Raw genomic sequence first — 17,795 nt, 5'->3', positions numbered from 1 at the left:
GGGGCGATGGGCCGCCGGGTGGCGGTGAGCGGGCGGGCGGTCGCGGTCCAGGCTCGGAGCGGTAGTTGTTGGTCCGGGAGAGTCAAGGTGATCCACCCCGTGGATCACCCTCAGCCTGACCCGAGCGACGGCTCGTCCGCGGGCTGATTCGGCAGCCGAGTCGTCCTCAGGCTGATTCAGCAGGCGGGTCATTCTCTGGCTGATGCAGAAGTCGGCTCAGCTTGACCCTTCGTGACAGCACATTGCCTCCGCGCTCGGCGCGCCCTGACTCCGGACACCCGGATCGCGATAGCTCGAACCGGCCCGCGGTGTCCTCCGGGAGCCGGCTGGGCTGGGGCACGCGGTGCGTGCCGCCGGCCCGGCCGGCGCTCCAGGCCGGCGGCGGAGATGGGACCTCCGACACCCTCCGAGCAGACTTGAGCGGAATAGACTCAACTCTGCGGTGTTGAACTCAGCGGAACCCTGAAACCCATTCCCGGAGGTCTCGATGGACAAGCTGACGACCAAGTCGCAGGAGGCGATCGCCTCGGCGATGCGTGCGGCCGCGACGGCCGGTAACCCCCAGCTCGAGCCGGTACACGTGCTCGTGGCACTGCTCGAGCAGCCCGGCGGTGTCGCCCCGGCACTCGTCGACGCGGTGGGCGCCAACCGTGCGGCGATCGTCCAGCGCGCGCAGGCCGCGGTCGCGGCACTGCCCGGTGCCTCCGGCGCCTCCGTCGCCCAGCCCGCGCCGTCGCGCGCGATGATGACCGTCATCACCCAGGCGGGCGAGGAGGCCAACGGCCTGGGCGACCAGTACGTCTCCACCGAGCACCTCCTCATGGCCATCGCGCGCAGCGAGAGCACCGCGGGCCAGATCCTGCGCGACCTCGGCGCCGACCGGGACGCCCTGCTCTCCGCGCTGCCCACCGTGCGCGGCTCCGGCAAGGTCACCAGCCAGGACCCGGAGGGCACCTACAACGCCCTGGAGCAGTACGGCCAGGACCTCACCGCCGCCGCCCGCGAGGGCAAGCTCGACCCGGTCATCGGCCGCGACGCCGAGATCCGGCGCGTGGTCCAGGTGCTCTCCCGGCGCACCAAGAACAACCCCGTCCTCATCGGTGAGCCCGGCGTCGGCAAGACCGCCGTCGTCGAGGGCCTGGCCCAGCGCATCGTCGACGGCGACGTCCCCGACTCCCTGCGCGACAAGCGCCTCATCGCCCTCGACCTCGCCTCGATGGTCGCCGGCGCGAAGTACCGCGGCGAGTTCGAGGAGCGGCTCAAGGCCGTCCTGGAGGAGATCAAGGCCTCCGACGGCCAGGTCGTGACCTTCATCGACGAGCTCCACACCGTCGTCGGTGCCGGAGCCGCCGAGGGCTCCATGGACGCCGGCAACATGCTCAAGCCGATGCTCGCCCGCGGCGAGCTGCGGATGGTCGGTGCCACCACCCTCGACGAGTACCGCGAGCACATCGAGAAGGACCCCGCCCTCGAGCGCCGCTTCCAGCAGGTCTTCGTCGGTGAGCCCTCCGTGGAGGACACCGTGACCATCCTGCGCGGCATCGCCCCGAAGTACGAGGCGCACCACCAGGTGACCATCTCCGACGGCGCGCTCGTCGCCGCCGCCACCCTCTCCGACCGCTACATCAGCGGCCGCCAGCTCCCGGACAAGGCCATCGACCTGGTCGACGAGGCCGCCTCGCGGCTGCGCATGGAGCTCGACTCCTCGCCGGAGGAGATCGACGCGCTGCGCCGCGTCGTCGACCGGCTGAAGATGGAGGAGGCCTACCTCGTCGAGTCCGCCGAGGACGACGACGAGGCCACCGCCGAGCGGCTCGAGCGCCTGCGCGCCGAGATCGCCGACAAGTCCGAGGAGCTCGCCGCCCTCACCGCCCGCTGGGAGGCGGAGAAGGCCAGCCACAACCGGGTCGGTGACCTCAAGCAGCGTCTCGACTCCCTGCGTATCGAGGCCGACCGCGCCCAGCGTGAGGGCGACCTCGAGCGGGCCTCCCGACTGCTCTACGGCGAGATCCCCGCCGTCGAGCGGGAGATCCGTGAGGCCGAGGTCGCCGAGGCCGAGCGGTCCGCCGAACCCCCGATGATCGCCGACCGCGTCTCCGCGGACGAGGTCGCCGAGGTCGTCTCCGCGTGGACCGGCATCCCCGTCGGCCGGCTGCTCGAGGGGGAGACCGAGAAGCTGCTCCGCATGGAGGACGTCATCGGCCGGCGGCTCATCGGCCAGCAGCGCGCGGTGCGCGCCGTGTCCGACGCCGTGCGGCGCTCGCGGGCCGGGCTGTCCGACCCCGACCGGCCCACCGGGTCCTTCCTCTTCCTCGGGCCCACCGGCGTCGGCAAGACCGAGCTGGCCAAGTCCCTGGCGGACTTCCTCTTCGACGACGAGCGCGCCATCGTGCGCATCGACATGAGCGAGTACTCCGAGAAGCACTCGGTCTCGCGGCTCGTCGGTGCCCCTCCGGGCTACGTCGGCTACGAGGAGGGCGGCCAGCTCACCGAGGCGGTGCGCCGCCGGCCCTACTCCGTCGTCCTGCTCGACGAGGTGGAGAAGGCCCACCCCGAGGTCTTCGACATCCTCCTCCAGCTGCTCGACGACGGCCGGCTCACCGACGGCCAGGGGCGCACCGTGGACTTCCGCAACGTCATCATCGTCCTCACCTCGAACCTCGGCTCGCAGTTCCTCGTCGACCAGACGATGTCCGAGGAGGCCAAGCACGAGGCCGTGATGAGCGCGGTGCGCCAGGCGTTCAAGCCGGAGTTCCTCAACCGGCTCGACGACATCGTCATCTTCGACGCGCTCAGCCTCAACGAGCTCAGCGCCATCGTCGAGCTGCAGGTCGACCGGCTGCGCAACCGGCTCGCCGAGCGCCGGATCAAGCTCGAGGTCACCCCGGCCGCGTCGGAGTGGCTCGCCTTCGAGGGCTACGACCCCGCGTACGGCGCCCGCCCGCTGCGCCGCCTGGTGCAGCGCGAGATCGGCGACCAGCTCGCCAAGCTCATGCTCAGCGGCGAGGTCACCGACGGGGCGACCGTCACCGTCGACCGGGGCCCGGAGGGCGGGCTCGTCCTCAGCTCCGAGGCCGGGGCCTCCGCACCGAGCGCTGCCTCCGCGGCCTGACCCCGTCGGGGGCCCACCGCACGTGGGTCCCCGACGTCGCTCCACGGCAAGCCCCTCCGTCCCCGTCGTCCCTGCGGGCGGGACGACAAGCACCCTCCTGCCCGTCGTCCCCGCGGGCGGGCACGACGCGGCCCTCCGTCCTGGTGGCACCCTGGAGACCATGACTGCCTTCGACCAGCTCGCCCTGCCCGACTTCCCGCACGCCGTCGTCGTCACCGACGCCGCCGGCACCCGGCTGACGCACGGCGAGACGCGGCGCTCCTTCCCCTGGGCGTCGGTGACCAAGCTGCTCACCGCGGCCGCCACCCTGGTCGCGGTGTCCCGCCACCTCGTCGACCTCGATGACGCCGCCGGGCCCGAGGGCGCCACGGTGCGCCACCTCCTCGCCCACGCCTCGGGAGTGGCGCTGGACTCCGGGGACGCGCTCAGCGCCCCGGGACGACGGCGCATCTACAGCAACCACGGCATCGAGCTCCTCGCCGCGCACGTCGAGGACGCCACCGGCACCGCCTTCGCGGACTGGCTCGAGGACACCGTGCTCATCCCCCTCGGCATGAGCAGCGTCGTCCTCGAGGGCTCCCCGGCCCACGGTGCCGTCGGCACCGCCGAGGACCTCGCCGCCTTCGGTCGCGAGCTGCTCGCCCCCACGGTGCTCGACGCCGACCTCCTCGCCGAGGCCACCCGGGTGCAGTTCCCGGGGCTGCTCGGCGTCCTGCCCGGGTTCGGGCGCCAGGACCCGAACGACTGGGGCCTCGGCTTCGAGATCCGCGGTGCGAAGAGCCCACACTGGACGGGCAGCCGCAACTCCCCGCAGACCTTCGGGCACTTCGGCCAGTCGGGCAGCTTCCTGTGGGTCGACCCGCAGGCCGGCCTCGCCACCGCGTTCCTCGGCGCCGAGCGCTTCGCCGAGTGGGCCGCCGAGCTGTGGCCGCGGCTCTCCGACGCCGTCCTCACCGACCTGCGCTGAGGGGCCCGGTTAGCCTGCTGCCATGCCACCCGCTCCCGGATCGCCCGTGGTCGGCCTCGTCCTCAGCGGCGGGGGCGCCCGCGCCAGCTTCCAGGTCGGCGCGCTGCGCTACCTCTACGACGAGGTGGGGATCACCCCGTCGGTCATCACCGGCACCTCCGCCGGGTCGATCCTCGCGGCCGTCCTCGCCCAGTCGGCGGACCACACCGGTCAGCGCGCGTCCCTCGCCCGGCTCGAGGAGCTCTTCCGCGGCATGACCGACTCCTCGGACATGTTCGAGGAACTGCCCTGGTTCACCCGGCTGCGCGAGCGCGGTCCCGAGCTCATGGAGGCGCTGGAGCGGCGCCACCGCCGCCAGGGCACCCTGGGCCGCTCCTTCCGGCGGGTCGCCGACCTGCGGCACGGCATCACCGTCGCGGCCGAGCGGGTCAAGGCAGCCAACGGCGCCCGTCCGGACGACGCGGCGGCCGAGGAGGAGCCGGTGGAGGCCGCGCGCAGGGCCGACGCCGCCGCGGCCACCGCGCCGCCGACGAAGCTGACCCCCGACGGCACCGGCCCGTCCGGCGGCGGGCTCCCCGGCGAGCCCGCGGCATCGCCGGAGGCCTGGCAGGACTGGACGACGTCGGTGTCGGAGCGGCTGCTGGAGTCGATCGAGCTCGTCCGCGCCGTCGGCCGGGCGAGCGCGGACCTCGGGACGATCGTCGGCGGCGCCCGCCGCGAGCGGTCGATGTTCCGTCCCGGCCGTGTCGTGGACCGCCTCGTGGAACCCGACGTCTTCGACGAGACGGCGGTGGCGAGCTCGGGGGTGACGCTGCGCATCGCCGTCGTGGCCCTGGAGAGCGGCGAGCTGCGGTACGTCACCGAGTCCGGCACCCTCGTCGACCGGGAGAACCGCCCGGTCGAGGAGGGCTACCGCACCCCGATCGTCGAGGCGGTGCGTGCGTCGTGCGCGATCCCCACGGTCTTCCCGCCCGTGCGGCTGGGACAGGAGAACTACGTCGACGGCGGGGTGCGGGAGTCCCTGCCGGCCGACATCGCGATGCGCCACCTCGGTGTGGACACCTGCTACGCCGTCGTCGCCGGCCCCTCGGGCGTGCAGCACGAGGAGTCCTACGACGAGCGCGACATGCTCGCCATCGTGCTCCGCACGACGACGGCGATCATGGCCGACGAGGTCCAGCGCGACGAGGTGCGGCGCGCCCGGGAGGCGGGCGCTGTCGTCATCGAGCCGGAGTTCGACGTCCACGACACGCTCACCGTCGAGCCCGGGCTCATCGCCATCGCCATGGACTACGGCTGGATGCGTGCGGCGGAGGTCCACCAGGACGCGAGCGCGCAGGAGCAGGCCGTCACCCGTGACGTCGTCCTCCTGCGCCGCCGCATCTGGCGCGCGGAGGAGGACGCCTTCGGCGGGGAGGAGCTGCCCGAGGCGGAGCTCCTGGAGCGCGTCACCGCGATCACCGGCCTGAAGTTCGAGCTGCGCGACCTGCTGCGGCGGCTGCCCGCAGGCCGGCTGCCCGCCGGTGCGGAGGACTGGTGGCGCACCTGGGAGCACCACACCTTCGACATCCCGGTCACCCCCGGCTGGGCGACCGCGTAGTCGCGCGGCCGGTCAGCGGCGGCCGGCCGCGGCGGCACGTGAACCGGTCCACGCCGGCTGGGCTGCCGCGGCACCACATCGACCGTGGCACCCCGCCGTCCGGCGGCGGCACCAGTTCGAGTGTGGCACCCCGCCGGCCGGCCGCGGCACCACAGCCCCGGGACGCTCCCCGCCGGGCAACCGCGTCCTCAGGCCAGGTCGACGACGACGGGCACGTGGTCGCTGGCGCCCTTGCCCTTGCGCTCGTCGCGCTCGACCCGGGCGCCGCGCACGCGGGCGGCCAGCGCGGGGGACGCCAGCACGAGGTCGATCCGCATCCCCTCGTTCCGCGGGAAGCGCAGCTGCTTGTAGTCCCAGTAGGTGTAGGCGCCCGGTGTGTGCTCGCGGGTCACCTCCCGGAACCCCACGTCCTGGAACGCGGCGAATGCCGCCCGCTCGGCCGGGGAGACGTGGGTGGCGCCGGCGAAGGCCGCCATGTCCCACACGTCCTCGTCGCGCGGCGCGATGTTCCAGTCGCCGACGAGCGCGACCTGCGCCGCCGGGTCGGCCGCCAGCCATCCCGCCGCAGCGTCCCGCAGCGCCGCCAGCCAGTCGAGCTTGTACTGGTAGTGCGGGTCGGCCGGGTCCCGCCCGTTCGGCACGTACAGGCTCCACACCCGCACCCCACCGACCGTCACCCCGATGGCCCGCGCCTCGGCGGCGGCCGGCTCGCCCCAGGTCGGCATGCCGGGGAAGCCGACCGTGACGTCCTCGATGGGCAACCGGGAGATGACCGCGACCCCGTTCCACTGGCTCACGCCGTGGTGCGCCACCTCGTACCCGGCCATCTCGAAGGGCAGGTAAGGGAACTGGTCGTCGCGGCACTTGGTCTCCTGGACCGCCAGGACGTCGGTGCCGGAGCGGTCGAGGAACGCCAGGACGCGGTCGAGGCGGGCACGGACGGAGTTGACGTTCCAGGTGGCCAGGCGCATGGCGCGAGGCTATCCGTCGGTACCCTGCAGCCGTGACCTCACCGAACGACTCCCTGCGCAGCCGCCTGGCCCAGTACGTCCGCGACCTCGCCGTCATCCGCGGCGAGGTGACCCTCGCCAGCGGCCGGACCTCCGACCACTACGTCGACATGCGGCGGGTGACCCTGCACCATGCCGCCGCCCCGCTCGTCGGGCACGTCATGCTCGACCTCCTCGAGGAGGCCGGGCTCGGGCCCGAGGAGGTCGACGTCGTCGGTGGTCTGACGATGGGTGCCGACCCGGTCGCCACGGCGATCCTCCACGCGGCCGCCTCCCGCGGCCTGGAGCTCGATGCCTGCGTCGTGCGCAAGGAGGCCAAGACCCACGGCCTGCAGCGCCGCGTCGAGGGCCCGGACGTCACCGGCCGGCGGGTGGTCGCCGTGGAGGACACCTCGACCACCGGGGGCAGCCTGCTCACCGCGATCGAGGCGCTGCGCGAGGCGGGCGCCGAGGTCGTGGCCGCCGCCGTCGTCGTCGACCGCGACACCGGGGCACGCCAGCGGATCGAGGAGGCCGGGGTGCGGTACCTCGCCGCGCTGGGCCTGGAGGACATCGGACTGCGCTGACGCGCCCCCTGCCGCTGACGCGCCCCCTGCGGTGAGGTGCTCCCCTGCGGTGAGGCGCCCGCCTGCGCTGACGCGCCCCCGTGCGCTGACGCGCCCCTGACGGCGCTGTCCGTCGCCGACGGCGTGGGACCCACACCACCCCGCGCCGATCCACCCCCGATCACCCCGCCCGTAACGGCCCCGCGCGGGCGCGTCTGCTCTACGGTGACGGGTGAGGCGGAGGCGTCATGGTGGACAACGGTGCATCGGCGGACCTCGAGGAGATCCGCTTCGCCTGCGTGTTCAACGGCGGCGTCAGCCTCGCGGTGTGGATGGGCGGGGTCGCCCACGAGATCAACGAGCTCACCGGCACCGGCGCCGCCTACGCACCGCTGCTGCGTCTGCTGCGGGTCCGCGCGCGGGCCGACGTCATCTCCGGCACGTCGGCCGGCGGCATCAACGGTGCGGCGCTCGCGCTCGCCCAGGTCAACGAGCACGCCGACCTCGCCGACCTGCGCGAGGTGTGGGGCGACCAGGGCCGCCTGGAGACCCTCCTCCAGGTGCCGTTCCAGGACCACCCCACCTCGCTGCTGCGCGGGGAGGAGGTCTTCCTCCCCGAGCTCACCCGCGCCCTGCACCGGCTGGCGACGCCGTGGCGGGCGCGGGACGTGCGCGAGCGCCCGATCGACCTCACCATCACCGCCACCCTGCTCGACGGCGTCACCCTCCAGCACACCGACTCCCTGGGCCGGCCGCTCACCCAGAAGCGCCACGACGTCCACTTCCGCTTCACCCGGCGCGACGGCGCGGGCGACGACTTCGCCGGTGCCCCGGCCCCGCGGGGCAGCGGGCCGGTGGACGGTGCGGCCCCGGACGAGTCCGGGCCCGGACACCCGGCAGGCCCGCGGGAGGACGTCGTCGCCGCGCTCGCCCTGGCCGCGCGGACCTCGGCGGGATTCCCCTTCGCCTTCGAGCCGACCCTCATCCCCGTCGACGCCGACGAGCCCGTCCCCGACCGTCCCGACATGGCGCCCTACGCGAGCTGGCGGGGCAACGTCCTGCCCGGCCGGGCCAAGGGGCCGGACCGGTCACGCTACGCCGTCGACGGCGGGCTGCTGAACAACACCCCCACCCAGCACGCGCTGTCCGCGATCGAGCAGATGCCCGCCGACCTGGTCGTGGACCGGGTGATGCTCCTCGTCGTGCCGCTGCCCGCGGTGGAGGTGGCCGAGGCCGGGCCGGCCGAGGAGCCGACCGTCGCCGCCATGGCCCGTGGCCTGGGCGCCAGCCTGACGAGCACCGGCAGCCGCACCTTCATCGAGGAGGTGGAGCACCACAACCGGCAGGCGACCTCGCTGCGCGGCACCCGGCGCGACGTCCTCGCCACCGCCGGCGACGCCGACCGGCTCACCGCCACCGCCCGCGACCTGTACGCGCACTACCGGCGTGCCCGCCTGCGCCGCGACATCCGCGACCTCGCCGCGCAGACGCGCCAGCCCCGGGGCTACCCCTACGAGCGGGTCCGGGCCTGCCTCGAGGCCTGCCACGAGCAGTTGGACGCCGCCCCTGACACCACCACGCTGCCGGGCCGGTTCGACGAGCTCGCCGCCCCGTCCGCCGCGTGGCCGTGGGGCGCCAAACCGCTCCTCGACATGGGCGCCGCCGCCCTGGAGTACCTCGGGGTCCTGCACGACGCGCTGCCGGTCGAGGACCGCGGCACCGTCCGGGAGGCCCGCGGCGAGGTGCACGCCGCGATGGTCCAGGTGCGCGCGGTGCGCGCCGCCCTCGACCGTGTGTGGGGTACCGACCCCGCCCTCGCTGTCGCGGTTCCGGACCTGCACTACTGGCACGCCCGGCTCGCCACCGACGCCTGGTTCCAGCGGGGTGCGGCCGCCGCCCTCGACGTCGTGCGCTCCGCCCTCCCGCGGCTCGAGGTGGACCCCGGCCGCCGGGCGGAGGACACCCCTGCACGGCTGGACGCCGACATCGACCCCGACCGCGTCCTGGCGCTCACCGCCGGCCGCCTCGAGCGGCTGCAGCAGCTCGCGCGGGCGGCGGACGGGCTGGACCCCGCGTGGCTGCCGCTGCTCGACGCCGCGGGCGACGCGGCGCCGGACCGAGCGCGCGCCCGTACCCGCCAGGTCCTCGCCGCGCTCCACGTCGTCGCCTGGACGGTCGGGGAGGAGCTGCCCACGGAGAACACCAACCCGCTGCGCTACACCCAGGTCTCCGCGGCCACGCCGAACCACTTCGCCAGCTACTCCCGCACGGTGGACGAGAAGCTCGGGGGTGCCTCCCTGGCCCGGTTCAGCGGGTTCCTCAAGCGGTCCTGGCGGATCAACGACTGGGCCTGGGGACGCTTCGACGGCGCCAGCGCCCTGTTCCGGGTGTTGCTCACGCCGGCACGGGTGCGCACGCTCGCCGAGGCCACCGGTGCCGGCACCGACCCGGTCGGGGTGGTCGACCTCCTCCTGGCGACGACGTGGGGCGCGGAGGCGGCCCGGGCGCTCCGGGACGACACCGCCCAGGAGCGGACCGGCGCGCTCACCCGGCTGGCGGCCCTGCGCGAGGCGGCCGTGGAGGAGGTCGCCCGGGCGCTGGGCGGCACCGACCGGCACCCCGAGCCCGAGCGCCCCGACGCGCCGGAGATGGCGAGCCTCGCCGCTCTCCTCGCCTACGGCCGGCACGTCGTCATCGTCCACGAGGAGCTGCCCGAGGTGGTCAGGGCGGTCCGGCACGACGCCGCCGACGGCGCCAACCCCCGCTCCCACGGCCACGTCTTCGTCGCCCAGCACGAGACGCTGCTCCGCCGGCTCGAGGAGACCCGCACCGCACCGGGCACACCGGACTGGCTCACCACCGGCGTCGCTGCCCTGCACGCCTTCGACCACGCCGGGATCGGGCGCGAGCCCCTCGACGAGGAGGGGGCCAGCGACCAGATCATCCGCACCGCCGTCACCGCCATGGCGGTGGCCGCGACGGTGGCCGCCGGGAAGAACTCCGGGCTCGGGGTGGTCGCGCCGGTCACCCGGTCCGTCAAGGGGGCGGTCAAGGTCCCGTACTGGGTGACGCTGGGCCTGACCTCCGGGGGGCTGCTCGCCCGGTCGCTCGGCCTCCTCGCGCTCGCCGCCGGTGGCGTCCTGTTCGTGCTCGCCCTGCTCGGCCTACTCGACGGCGGGCTGGCCGGGGTCGCCGGGCCGCTCGGTGCGGGCGTCTTCCTCACCGTCCTCGCCTACGCGGCCCTGCGCACCCGCAGCCACCTCCACGGGGTGGTGCTGGCGATCGTCGGTGCCCTGCTCGTCTACACCGGTGTCGCGGCCGCCCGCGGCGGCTGGGAACCCAGCCTCGCCACCGGCGGCGCGGTCGGCGCGGTGGTCCTCGTCACCGGGCTGGCGCTCCTCGGCAGCCTGCGTGAGCCCCTCTCCAGCCCGAAGGTCATGGTGGAGGACGCCACCGTGTGGGTGGTCGAGCGTCTTCTGCGGCACCGGCTGACGGAGCGCGGCGCCGGCCCCGTCCGCACGGCCGGGGTGCTGCTCGTCGTGGCCGCCGTCGCCGTGCTCGTCGTCGTCCTCGTCGCCCAGGGCGCCGCTCGGCTGGACCGGCTCTTCGGGTGGCCGGTCCCGGCGGAGCGGGACCGCTGGGCCCTCGGGCTCGCGGCCGCCGCCGTGGCGGGCCTCGCCGCCTGGGCGGTGCTCGCCGGGGCGCGCGGCCTGCGCCGGTGGGAGCACGTCGCGGGGGAGTGGCGCCTGGAACGGATGTCCGGTGCCGCCGGTGTGACGGCCGGGTGGTCCGTCGTCTACGGCACGGCCGCCCTGGCCGGCTGCGGCGCCGTCCTCACCTGGTGGCCCGAGGGCCGGCTGCTCCCCGCCACGTGGATGGTGGGCGGCCTCGCCCTCGCCGCGGTCGTGTTCCTCGCCGTCGTGCCCACCTGGGTGCTCGCCCGTGAACGGCGCCGGGTCGCCGCCCGGGTCCGTGCCGCCTTAGCGAGCGTCGTGCGGGCCCGGCAGCAGCTCGCCGCGGGCGAGCCGACCACCGACCCGCGGGACCGCGCCGAGCGTGTCGCCCGGTGGCTGGAGGCCAACCGGTGGGCCTACAGCTCGGTGGTCCGCCGGGTCGGGCGCGGTGCCGAGCAGCGCCTGGAGCTGCGGCCCCGTGCGCTGCGCGGACACGCCGACGCCGGGCCGGAAGGTGTGACAGGCTGATCCCGTGGACATCTCGTTCCTCGTCACCACCCTGGCAGTCATCGCCGTCGTCCTGCTCATCGCGCTCATCTGGGCCGTCGCGACGTACAACGGCATGGTCAAGCTGCGCAACCTCGTGCAGGAGGCGTGGCGCCAGATCGACGTCGAGCTGCACCGCCGGCACGACCTCGTGCCCAACCTCGTCGAGACCGTCCGCGGCTACGCCGGGCACGAGCGTGAGGTCTTCGAGGCCGTCGCCCAGGCGCGGGCCGCCGCCGCCGTCCGCGGTGCCGGCCCCGCCCAGCAGGCCCAGAGCGAGCAGGCGCTGAGCTCGGCCCTCAGCCGGCTCTTCGCCGTGGCCGAGGCCTACCCCGAGCTGCGCGCGTCGCAGACCTTCGCCGACCTCCAGGCCGAGCTCACCAACACCGAGGACCGCATCGCGGCCGGACGGCGCTTCTACAACGCCAACGTGCGCCGGCTCAACACCCGGATCGAGACGTTCCCGCCGAACGTCATCGCCCGGCTCTTCAACTTCCGCCGGGCCGAGTACTTCGAGGCCAACGACCCGACCGTGCGCGCGGTGCCCTCGGTGCACTTCACCGCCGGGGACGTCCCGCCGCCCCCCTCCGGGCAGCCGACCTTCCGCGGGCCCGCCCCGGGCGGTCCCGAGCCGCACCACCGTCCGTGACCGACGACGTGGGCGTCGGGCCCTGGCCCGGCGGCCCTGACGCGTGGCCGGACGACCCCCGCCTCGACCCCGAGCTGCTGGCCCACGGCGACCGGCGCAACGTCGTCGACCGCTACCGCTACTGGCGCCTCGAGGCGATCGTCGCCGACCTCGACACCCGCCGCCACCCGCTGCACGTGGCGATCGAGAACCTCGGGCACGACTTCAACATCGGCTCGGTGGTCCGCACCGCCAACGCCTTCGCCGTCGCCGCGGTGCACATCGTCGGCCGGCGCCGCTGGAACCGGCGCGGCGCCATGGTCACCGACCGCTACCAGCACCTGAACCACCACCCCGACGTCGCCTCCCTCGTGGCGTGGGCGCAGGAGGAGGGGCTGCCCCTCATCGGTATCGACAACGTCCCCGGCTCCCTGCCCATCGAGCACCGGCCGCTGCCCGCGCGTGCCGTCATGCTCTTCGGCCAGGAGTCGGGCGGACTGTCCGCGCAGGCGCGCGCCGCGTGCACCGAGATCCTCCACATCACCCAGTACGGGTCCACCCGCTCGATGAACGTCGGGGCGGCCGCCGCGGTGGCGATGTACTCCTGGGTCCTGCAGCACGGACGTCCCGGTCCGGCCGACCCGGGGCATGACACAATCGAGGGGTTCCGATCGACCTAGCCACACAGGAGGCCTGCAGTGCCCATCGCAACCCCTGAGTCGTACAACGAGATGCTCGACAGGGCGAAGGCGGGCAAGTTCGCCTACCCGGCCATCAACGTCACCTCCTCCCAGACCCTCATCGCCGCCCTGCGTGGCTTCGCCGAGGCCGAGAGCGACGGCATCATCCAGGTCTCCGTCGGCGGTGGCGAGTACGCCTCCGGTTCGACGGTCAAGGACCGGGTTGCCGGCACCCGCGCGCTGGCCGCGTTCGCCCACGAGGTCGCCAAGAACTACCCGGTGACCGTCGCGCTGCACACCGACCACTGCGTCAAGGAGAACCTCGACTCCTGGGTGCGGCCGCTGCTCGCGCTGGAGGCCGAGGAGGTCGCCGCCGGGAAGAACCCGACCTTCCAGTCCCACATGTTCGACGGCTCGACCGTCCCGCTGGAGGAGAACCTGCGCATCGCCGAGGAGCTCCTCGAGCTCTCCCAGAAGGCGCGCACCATCCTCGAGATCGAGGTCGGCGTCGTCGGCGGTGAGGAGGACGGCCACGTCGCCGAGATCAACGAGAAGCTCTACACCACGCCCGAGGACGGTCTGGCCACCGTGCGTGCGCTGGGCACCGGCGAGAAGGGCCGCTACCTCACCGCGCTGACCTTCGGCAACGTCCACGGCGTCTACAAGCCCGGCGCGGTCAAGCTGCGTCCCGAGCTGCTCGGCGAGATCCAGGAGGTCGTCGGCAAGGAGGTCGGCAAGGAGATGCCCTTCGACCTCGTCTTCCACGGCGGCTCCGGCTCCTCCGCCGAGGAGATCGCCACCGCGGTGGACAACGGCGTCATCAAGATGAACGTCGACACCGACACCCAGTACGCCTTCACCCGCCCCGTCGTGGACCACATGTTCAAGAACTACGACGGCGTGCTGAAGATCGACGGCGACGTCGGCAACAAGAAGGCCTACGACCCGCGCGCCTGGGGCAAGCTCGCCGAGGCAGGCATGGCCGCGCGCATCGTCGAGGCCTGCGAGCAGCTGCGCTCGGCCGGCAAGAAGATGTCCTGACCCAGCAGATGACGATGGCCTGACCCAGCAGGTGACGCAGGGCCCGTCGGCGGACTCCGCCGGCGGGCCCTCGCGCTTCTCTGCGCCCCGAGCCTGACGGCGGGTTCTCGGGCACGTGGCCGCCCTCGGCTCACGCGCGCGTGGCTCGCCCTTTCAGCTCAGTTCGGGGTGCGCGCAGGGGCGAGCCGTGATCGAGAAGTACGAGCCACGCGGTGCAGCGCTCGGTCTGGCTGCGCGCGGGCTGCCGGGCGGCGTGGCAGCGCGCGGTCTGCCGGGCGGCGTGGCAGCGCGCGGTCTGCCGGGCGGCGTCGTCGGGTGGACGAGCGGCGTGGGCGTGCGGTCGAGCGGCGTCGTCGGGCGGTGTGTCAGGCGGCGTCGTCGCCGTCGGGGCCGGAGCTGTCCGGGAACCCGGGGTCGTCCTCGAGGATGGTGACGACGTCGCCGAGCCGGGTGATGTCGAGGAGGAAGCGCACGACGTCCGGCGGCTTGATGATCGCCAGCGGCCCCGGGGTGCGGTGCGCCAGCCGTGCCAGGAGCGCCACCCCGGAGGAGTCCATGAAGGTGACGTGCCGGGCGTCGATCTCGACCGGGTTGCGGGAGGCCTCGGCCTCGGCGACCGCCTCGCTCAGCTCGCTGCTCAGCGCGACGTCGATCTCCCCGGACAGCACGAGACGGGTACGGCCCTGGGCGACCATGACCGACGCCGTGCCACCGTCGTGGCCCTTGCCGGGCGGGATGGAGCGTTCGTCAGGCACAGGCTCTCCTTCGTCTCTTCCGGCAAAGGCTCGCACCGGAACGTCCTCCAGGGCATCCTAGGAGACCGAGGACGATCGGAGAGCCACCATGACCGACCCGGTTCGCGGGACACCCGCGACGGCGGCGGTCCCCACCCCTTTCCCCAGGCGCCGAACCACCGTGCCCGACGCCGCGGAGCTGCCCACGACCCTCATGGTCCGGGCCGACCAGCTGCTCGACGCGCTGCCCGACCCGACCTACGTCGTGGACGTCACGCTGGAGGACGAGGACGTCGACTGCCGCGTGGTGTGGGTGAGCACCGCGCTCGCCGCGGCCACCGGCTACCCGGTGGCCGAGCTGCGCGAGCGGGCGCCCCGGCTCGTGACCCGCGACGGCGGCGGCTCGCTGCGGGAGGCGCTGCGCGCCGGGCTGCCCGTGGCGGTGGTGCGCACCGTCGAGCGGAGCGACGGCTCGGAGTTCCGCGCCACCGTGTCCTTCAGCCCGCTCGGCGAGGGCAGCGACGGCGCCACCCGCTGGCTGGTCACGGTGCGCGACGCCACCGAGGAGCTCGCCTCGGCGGTCATGGCCGAGGAACGGGCGGTCACCGAGGAGCGGGCCCGGCGCGGCCTGAGCCTGGTCGCACGGGTCTCCGACATCCTCCAGGACACCGACTCGGGGACCGCGCTCATCGAGATCGCCGGCCTCCTCGTGCGCCGCATCGTCCCGTGGGCGGCGTTCTACGCCGACGGCACCCGCCTGCAGCGCATCACCGACCTCACCGGCATCCCCTACCACCGGCGCGACCTGCGCCGTCAGGCACGCCTCCAGCCCGGCGTCCCCGACCCCGTGCGCGACCTGCTCCTGGACCCCCGGATGCAGACCGTGGTCATCGACCGCGACCGCCCCGCGCGGGAGAACACCCTCACCGCCGAGCTCCTCGCCCTCGTCGCCGAGGACGAGACGGCGCCCGACGACGGGCCGCTGTGGCTGCTGCCGGTGCTCGGCCGCCAGGCCGTGCTCGCGCTGCTCGCCGTCCGCCCGCCCGACCGCGACCTCGACGACCGCGCGATGCCGCCCGGTGAGCTGACCACGGTGCTCGAGCTCGTCGCCCGCCGCGTCGGCATGGCGATGGACAACCTCCAGCTCTACGACCGCGAGCACCGCCTCGCCGAGACCCTGCAGCGGGCCATGCTCCCCGAGCAGAGCCACGTCGAGGGGGTGGACGTGTGGAGCTACTACGCCCCCAGCTCGGAGCACGCGCAGGTGGGCGGCGACTGGTACGACGTGCTCGACCTCGGGGAGGGCACGGTGGGCGTGGTCGTCGGTGACGTCGTCGGGCACGACGTCGAGGCCGCGGCCGCCATGGGCCAGCTGCGGTCCGTCGTGCGCGCCTACGCCGCCGAGTTCGTCGAGCCGGGCAAGGTCCTGGGACGGGTGGACCGGCTCGTCGCCGGGATGCGGATCGCCCGCCCGGCGTCCTTCGTCTACGCCACTCTCCGGCCGCGGCGGGAGGACACCCGGTGGGACGTGGCCTACTCCCGCGCCGGCCACCTGCCCATCGTCCACGTCCGGCGGGGCGAGGCCCGCCAGCTCGAGGGCGCCAACGGGCCGCTCGTCGGCTTCGGGGGACGTCCCCGCAGCACCGGGCACGCCGTCGTCGACCCGGGCGACGTGCTCATCTTCTACACCGACGGGCTCGTCGAGCGGCGCGACCGCTCGATGCGCGACGGCGTGGCCGCCCTCGTCAAGGCCGCCGGGCAGATCGACGCCCCCGACGCCGCCGGGATCGGGGAGGAGCTGCTCCAGCAGCTCGCCGACGCCCCGGAGGACGACATCGCCCTCGTCGTCGTGCGGGTCCCGGACCCGGCGGCGGACACCGGCCAGTCGTGGTCCGGCCCGCGGGAGCGGCGCTGGCAGATGCCGATGGACCCGCAGACCATCGCCCGCGCCCGGCACGCCGTGGTCCGCGCCTGCGAGGCGTGGGGCATCGCGGACATCGCCGCCGCCGAGCTCGTCGCCTCCGAGCTGGTCGCCAACGCGGTCATGCACGGGTGGGGACGGGTGGACCTGCGGCTGCGGGACACCGGTGACGGGCTACGGATCGAGGTGGAGGACGCCAACCCCAGCCCGCCGGTCGTCCGCGAGGGCCGCGTCGGCCGCGTCGGCGGCTTCGGGCTGCACATCATCTCTCGGCTCGCCGAGTGGGGCTGGCGCCCCACCCCGACCGGCAAGGTCGTGTGGGCCCGTGTCCGGGGCCGCAGCCCCTGGTCATCCGCCGCGACGGCCGAGTAGCGGGCGGACCGGGCCGTCGCCACCCGCGCGGCGGAGCGTCTGCCGGACGCGCCCTCAGGAGGCGCGCTGCTCGCAGCGGTGGTTCGGGTCGATGCGGAAGCTGTCGAGGGCGCCGCAGATCTCCAGCACGAACAGCTCGCGGTCGTCGGCGCCGCGCAGCACGGTGGTGCCACCGCGCCGGGCCGTGGTGTCGGCCAGCGAGATGAGGAAGGCCGCCCCGGTGGAGTCCAGGAACGTCGCCTCGCACAGGTCGATGACGAGCAGCTGGCGGCGCAGCCCGCTGACGCGGGCGGTCACCTCCGGGAACTGGCCTCGTTCCGCGAGGTCGAGATCACCGCTGACCGTCACCGTCGTCGTGGTCGGGGACGTCGCGATCTCGATCATTGCGCTCCTTCAGCCCGCACGTCCCCCCGATCGCGCAGCTACCGCCCTTGTGTTGTCCGAGGACGAGCCTAGAGCGCCCGGTCGACAGGTGCACCCCGAACCGCCGGGGCCGATCGGGATAGCCTGATCCGGGAGCCGATCGGCGCCCGTCGTCACAGCGAAGGGATCGAACATGCCAGCGGTCGTCGTCGTCGGAGCCCAGTGGGGCGACGAGGGCAAGGGGAAGGCCACCGACCAGCTCAGCTCGCAGGTCGACTTCGTGGTGAAGTTCAACGGCGGGAACAACGCCGGCCACACCGTCGTCGTCGGCGACGAGAAGTACGCCCTGCACCTGCTGCCCTCCGGCATCCTCTCGCCCGGGTGCACCCCGGTGATCGGCAACGGGGTCGTCGTCGACCTCGAGGTGCTCTTCGCCGAGCTCGACGGCCTCGCCGCCCGCGGCGTCGACGTGTCCCGCCTGCTCGTCTCGGCCAGCGCGCACATCATCCCGCCGTACAACCGGACGCTGGACAAGGTCACCGAGCGGTTCCTCGGCAAGCGGCAGATCGGCACCACCGGGCGCGGCATCGGCCCCACCTACG

13 protein-coding genes are annotated in these 17,795 nt (G+C 74.2%); 10 read left to right on the top strand and 3 right to left on the bottom strand.

Features of this window, described 5'->3' with window-relative positions; all coding sequences use genetic code 11:
* The first annotated feature begins 487 nt into the window (after window positions 1-487).
* The 3 genes from clpB (at window position 488) to Q0195_RS08655 (ending at window position 5,679) form a co-directional block, all read left to right on the top strand.
* Window positions 488-3,112, top strand: coding sequence for an ATP-dependent chaperone ClpB (gene clpB, locus Q0195_RS08665; RefSeq protein WP_299277146.1), 2,625 nt, complete (start codon window positions 488-490; stop codon window positions 3,110-3,112).
* Between the two features lie 160 nt (window positions 3,113-3,272).
* Window positions 3,273-4,079 (top strand): serine hydrolase domain-containing protein, encoded by an 807-nt coding sequence (locus Q0195_RS08660; protein ID WP_299277144.1) that lies wholly within the window; start codon window positions 3,273-3,275, stop codon window positions 4,077-4,079.
* 22 nt (window positions 4,080-4,101) lie between these two features.
* Window positions 4,102-5,679 (top strand): patatin-like phospholipase family protein, encoded by a 1,578-nt coding sequence (locus Q0195_RS08655; RefSeq protein WP_299277141.1) that lies wholly within the window; start codon window positions 4,102-4,104, stop codon window positions 5,677-5,679.
* 188 nt (window positions 5,680-5,867) lie between these two features.
* Here the strand turns inward: Q0195_RS08655 and Q0195_RS08650 are convergent, their stop codons facing one another.
* A complete protein-coding gene (locus Q0195_RS08650; RefSeq protein ID WP_299277138.1) occupies window positions 5,868-6,650 on the bottom strand; it encodes an exodeoxyribonuclease III in 783 nt (260 codons plus the stop codon).
* A 32-nt stretch (window positions 6,651-6,682) separates the two neighbouring features.
* Between Q0195_RS08650 and pyrE the strand changes: the two genes are divergently transcribed.
* The 5 genes from pyrE (at window position 6,683) to fbaA (ending at window position 13,803) form a co-directional block, all read left to right on the top strand.
* Window positions 6,683-7,255 (top strand): orotate phosphoribosyltransferase, encoded by a 573-nt coding sequence (pyrE, locus tag Q0195_RS08645; RefSeq protein ID WP_299277134.1) that lies wholly within the window; start codon window positions 6,683-6,685, stop codon window positions 7,253-7,255.
* 227 nt (window positions 7,256-7,482) lie between these two features.
* Window positions 7,483-11,436 carry a patatin-like protein gene (locus Q0195_RS08640; protein ID WP_299277132.1) on the top strand — a complete coding sequence of 1,318 codons (3,954 nt, stop codon included), beginning with the start codon at window positions 7,483-7,485 and terminating at the stop codon, window positions 11,434-11,436.
* Between the two features lie 4 nt (window positions 11,437-11,440).
* On the top strand, window positions 11,441-12,103 hold the full coding sequence (locus Q0195_RS08635; RefSeq protein ID WP_299277129.1) for a LemA family protein: 663 nt from the start codon (window positions 11,441-11,443) through the stop codon (window positions 12,101-12,103).
* On the top strand, window positions 12,100-12,762 hold the full coding sequence (locus Q0195_RS08630) for an RNA methyltransferase (protein ID WP_299277126.1): 663 nt from the start codon (window positions 12,100-12,102) through the stop codon (window positions 12,760-12,762). Before Q0195_RS08635 ends, Q0195_RS08630 begins: the two co-directional genes overlap by 4 nt.
* Before the next feature lie 18 nt (window positions 12,763-12,780).
* Window positions 12,781-13,803, top strand: a complete 1,023-nt coding sequence (fbaA, locus tag Q0195_RS08625; RefSeq protein WP_299277124.1) for a class II fructose-bisphosphate aldolase — start codon at window positions 12,781-12,783, stop codon at window positions 13,801-13,803.
* Window positions 13,804-14,168: 365 nt separating this feature from the next.
* Here the strand turns inward: fbaA and Q0195_RS08620 are convergent, their stop codons facing one another.
* On the bottom strand, window positions 14,169-14,558 hold the full coding sequence (locus Q0195_RS08620) for an STAS domain-containing protein (RefSeq protein ID WP_299277122.1): 390 nt from the start codon (window positions 14,556-14,558) through the stop codon (window positions 14,169-14,171).
* A gap of 88 nt (window positions 14,559-14,646) precedes the next feature.
* On the opposite strand from Q0195_RS08620, the gene Q0195_RS08615 reads away from it, so the two are divergent.
* Window positions 14,647-16,830, top strand: coding sequence for a SpoIIE family protein phosphatase (locus tag Q0195_RS08615; RefSeq protein WP_299277119.1), 2,184 nt, complete (start codon window positions 14,647-14,649; stop codon window positions 16,828-16,830).
* 54 nt (window positions 16,831-16,884) lie between these two features.
* On the opposite strand, the gene Q0195_RS08610 is transcribed toward Q0195_RS08615, so the two are convergent.
* Window positions 16,885-17,214: an STAS domain-containing protein gene (locus tag Q0195_RS08610; protein WP_299277117.1), complete on the bottom strand. Its 330-nt coding sequence runs from the start codon at window positions 17,212-17,214 to the stop codon at window positions 16,885-16,887.
* Window positions 17,215-17,386: 172 nt separating this feature from the next.
* On the opposite strand from Q0195_RS08610, the gene Q0195_RS08605 reads away from it, so the two are divergent.
* Window positions 17,387-17,795 (top strand): adenylosuccinate synthetase (locus Q0195_RS08605; protein ID WP_299277114.1); only part of this gene is annotated, 409 nt, incomplete at its 3' end.

The sequence above is a fragment of the uncultured Georgenia sp. genome (genome assembly GCF_937958535.1).
Lineage (GTDB): Bacteria > Actinomycetota > Actinomycetes > Actinomycetales > Actinomycetaceae > Oceanitalea.
Note: the sequence above shows the minus strand (reverse complement) of the source record. Positions and strands in the feature narration are given on the sequence as shown.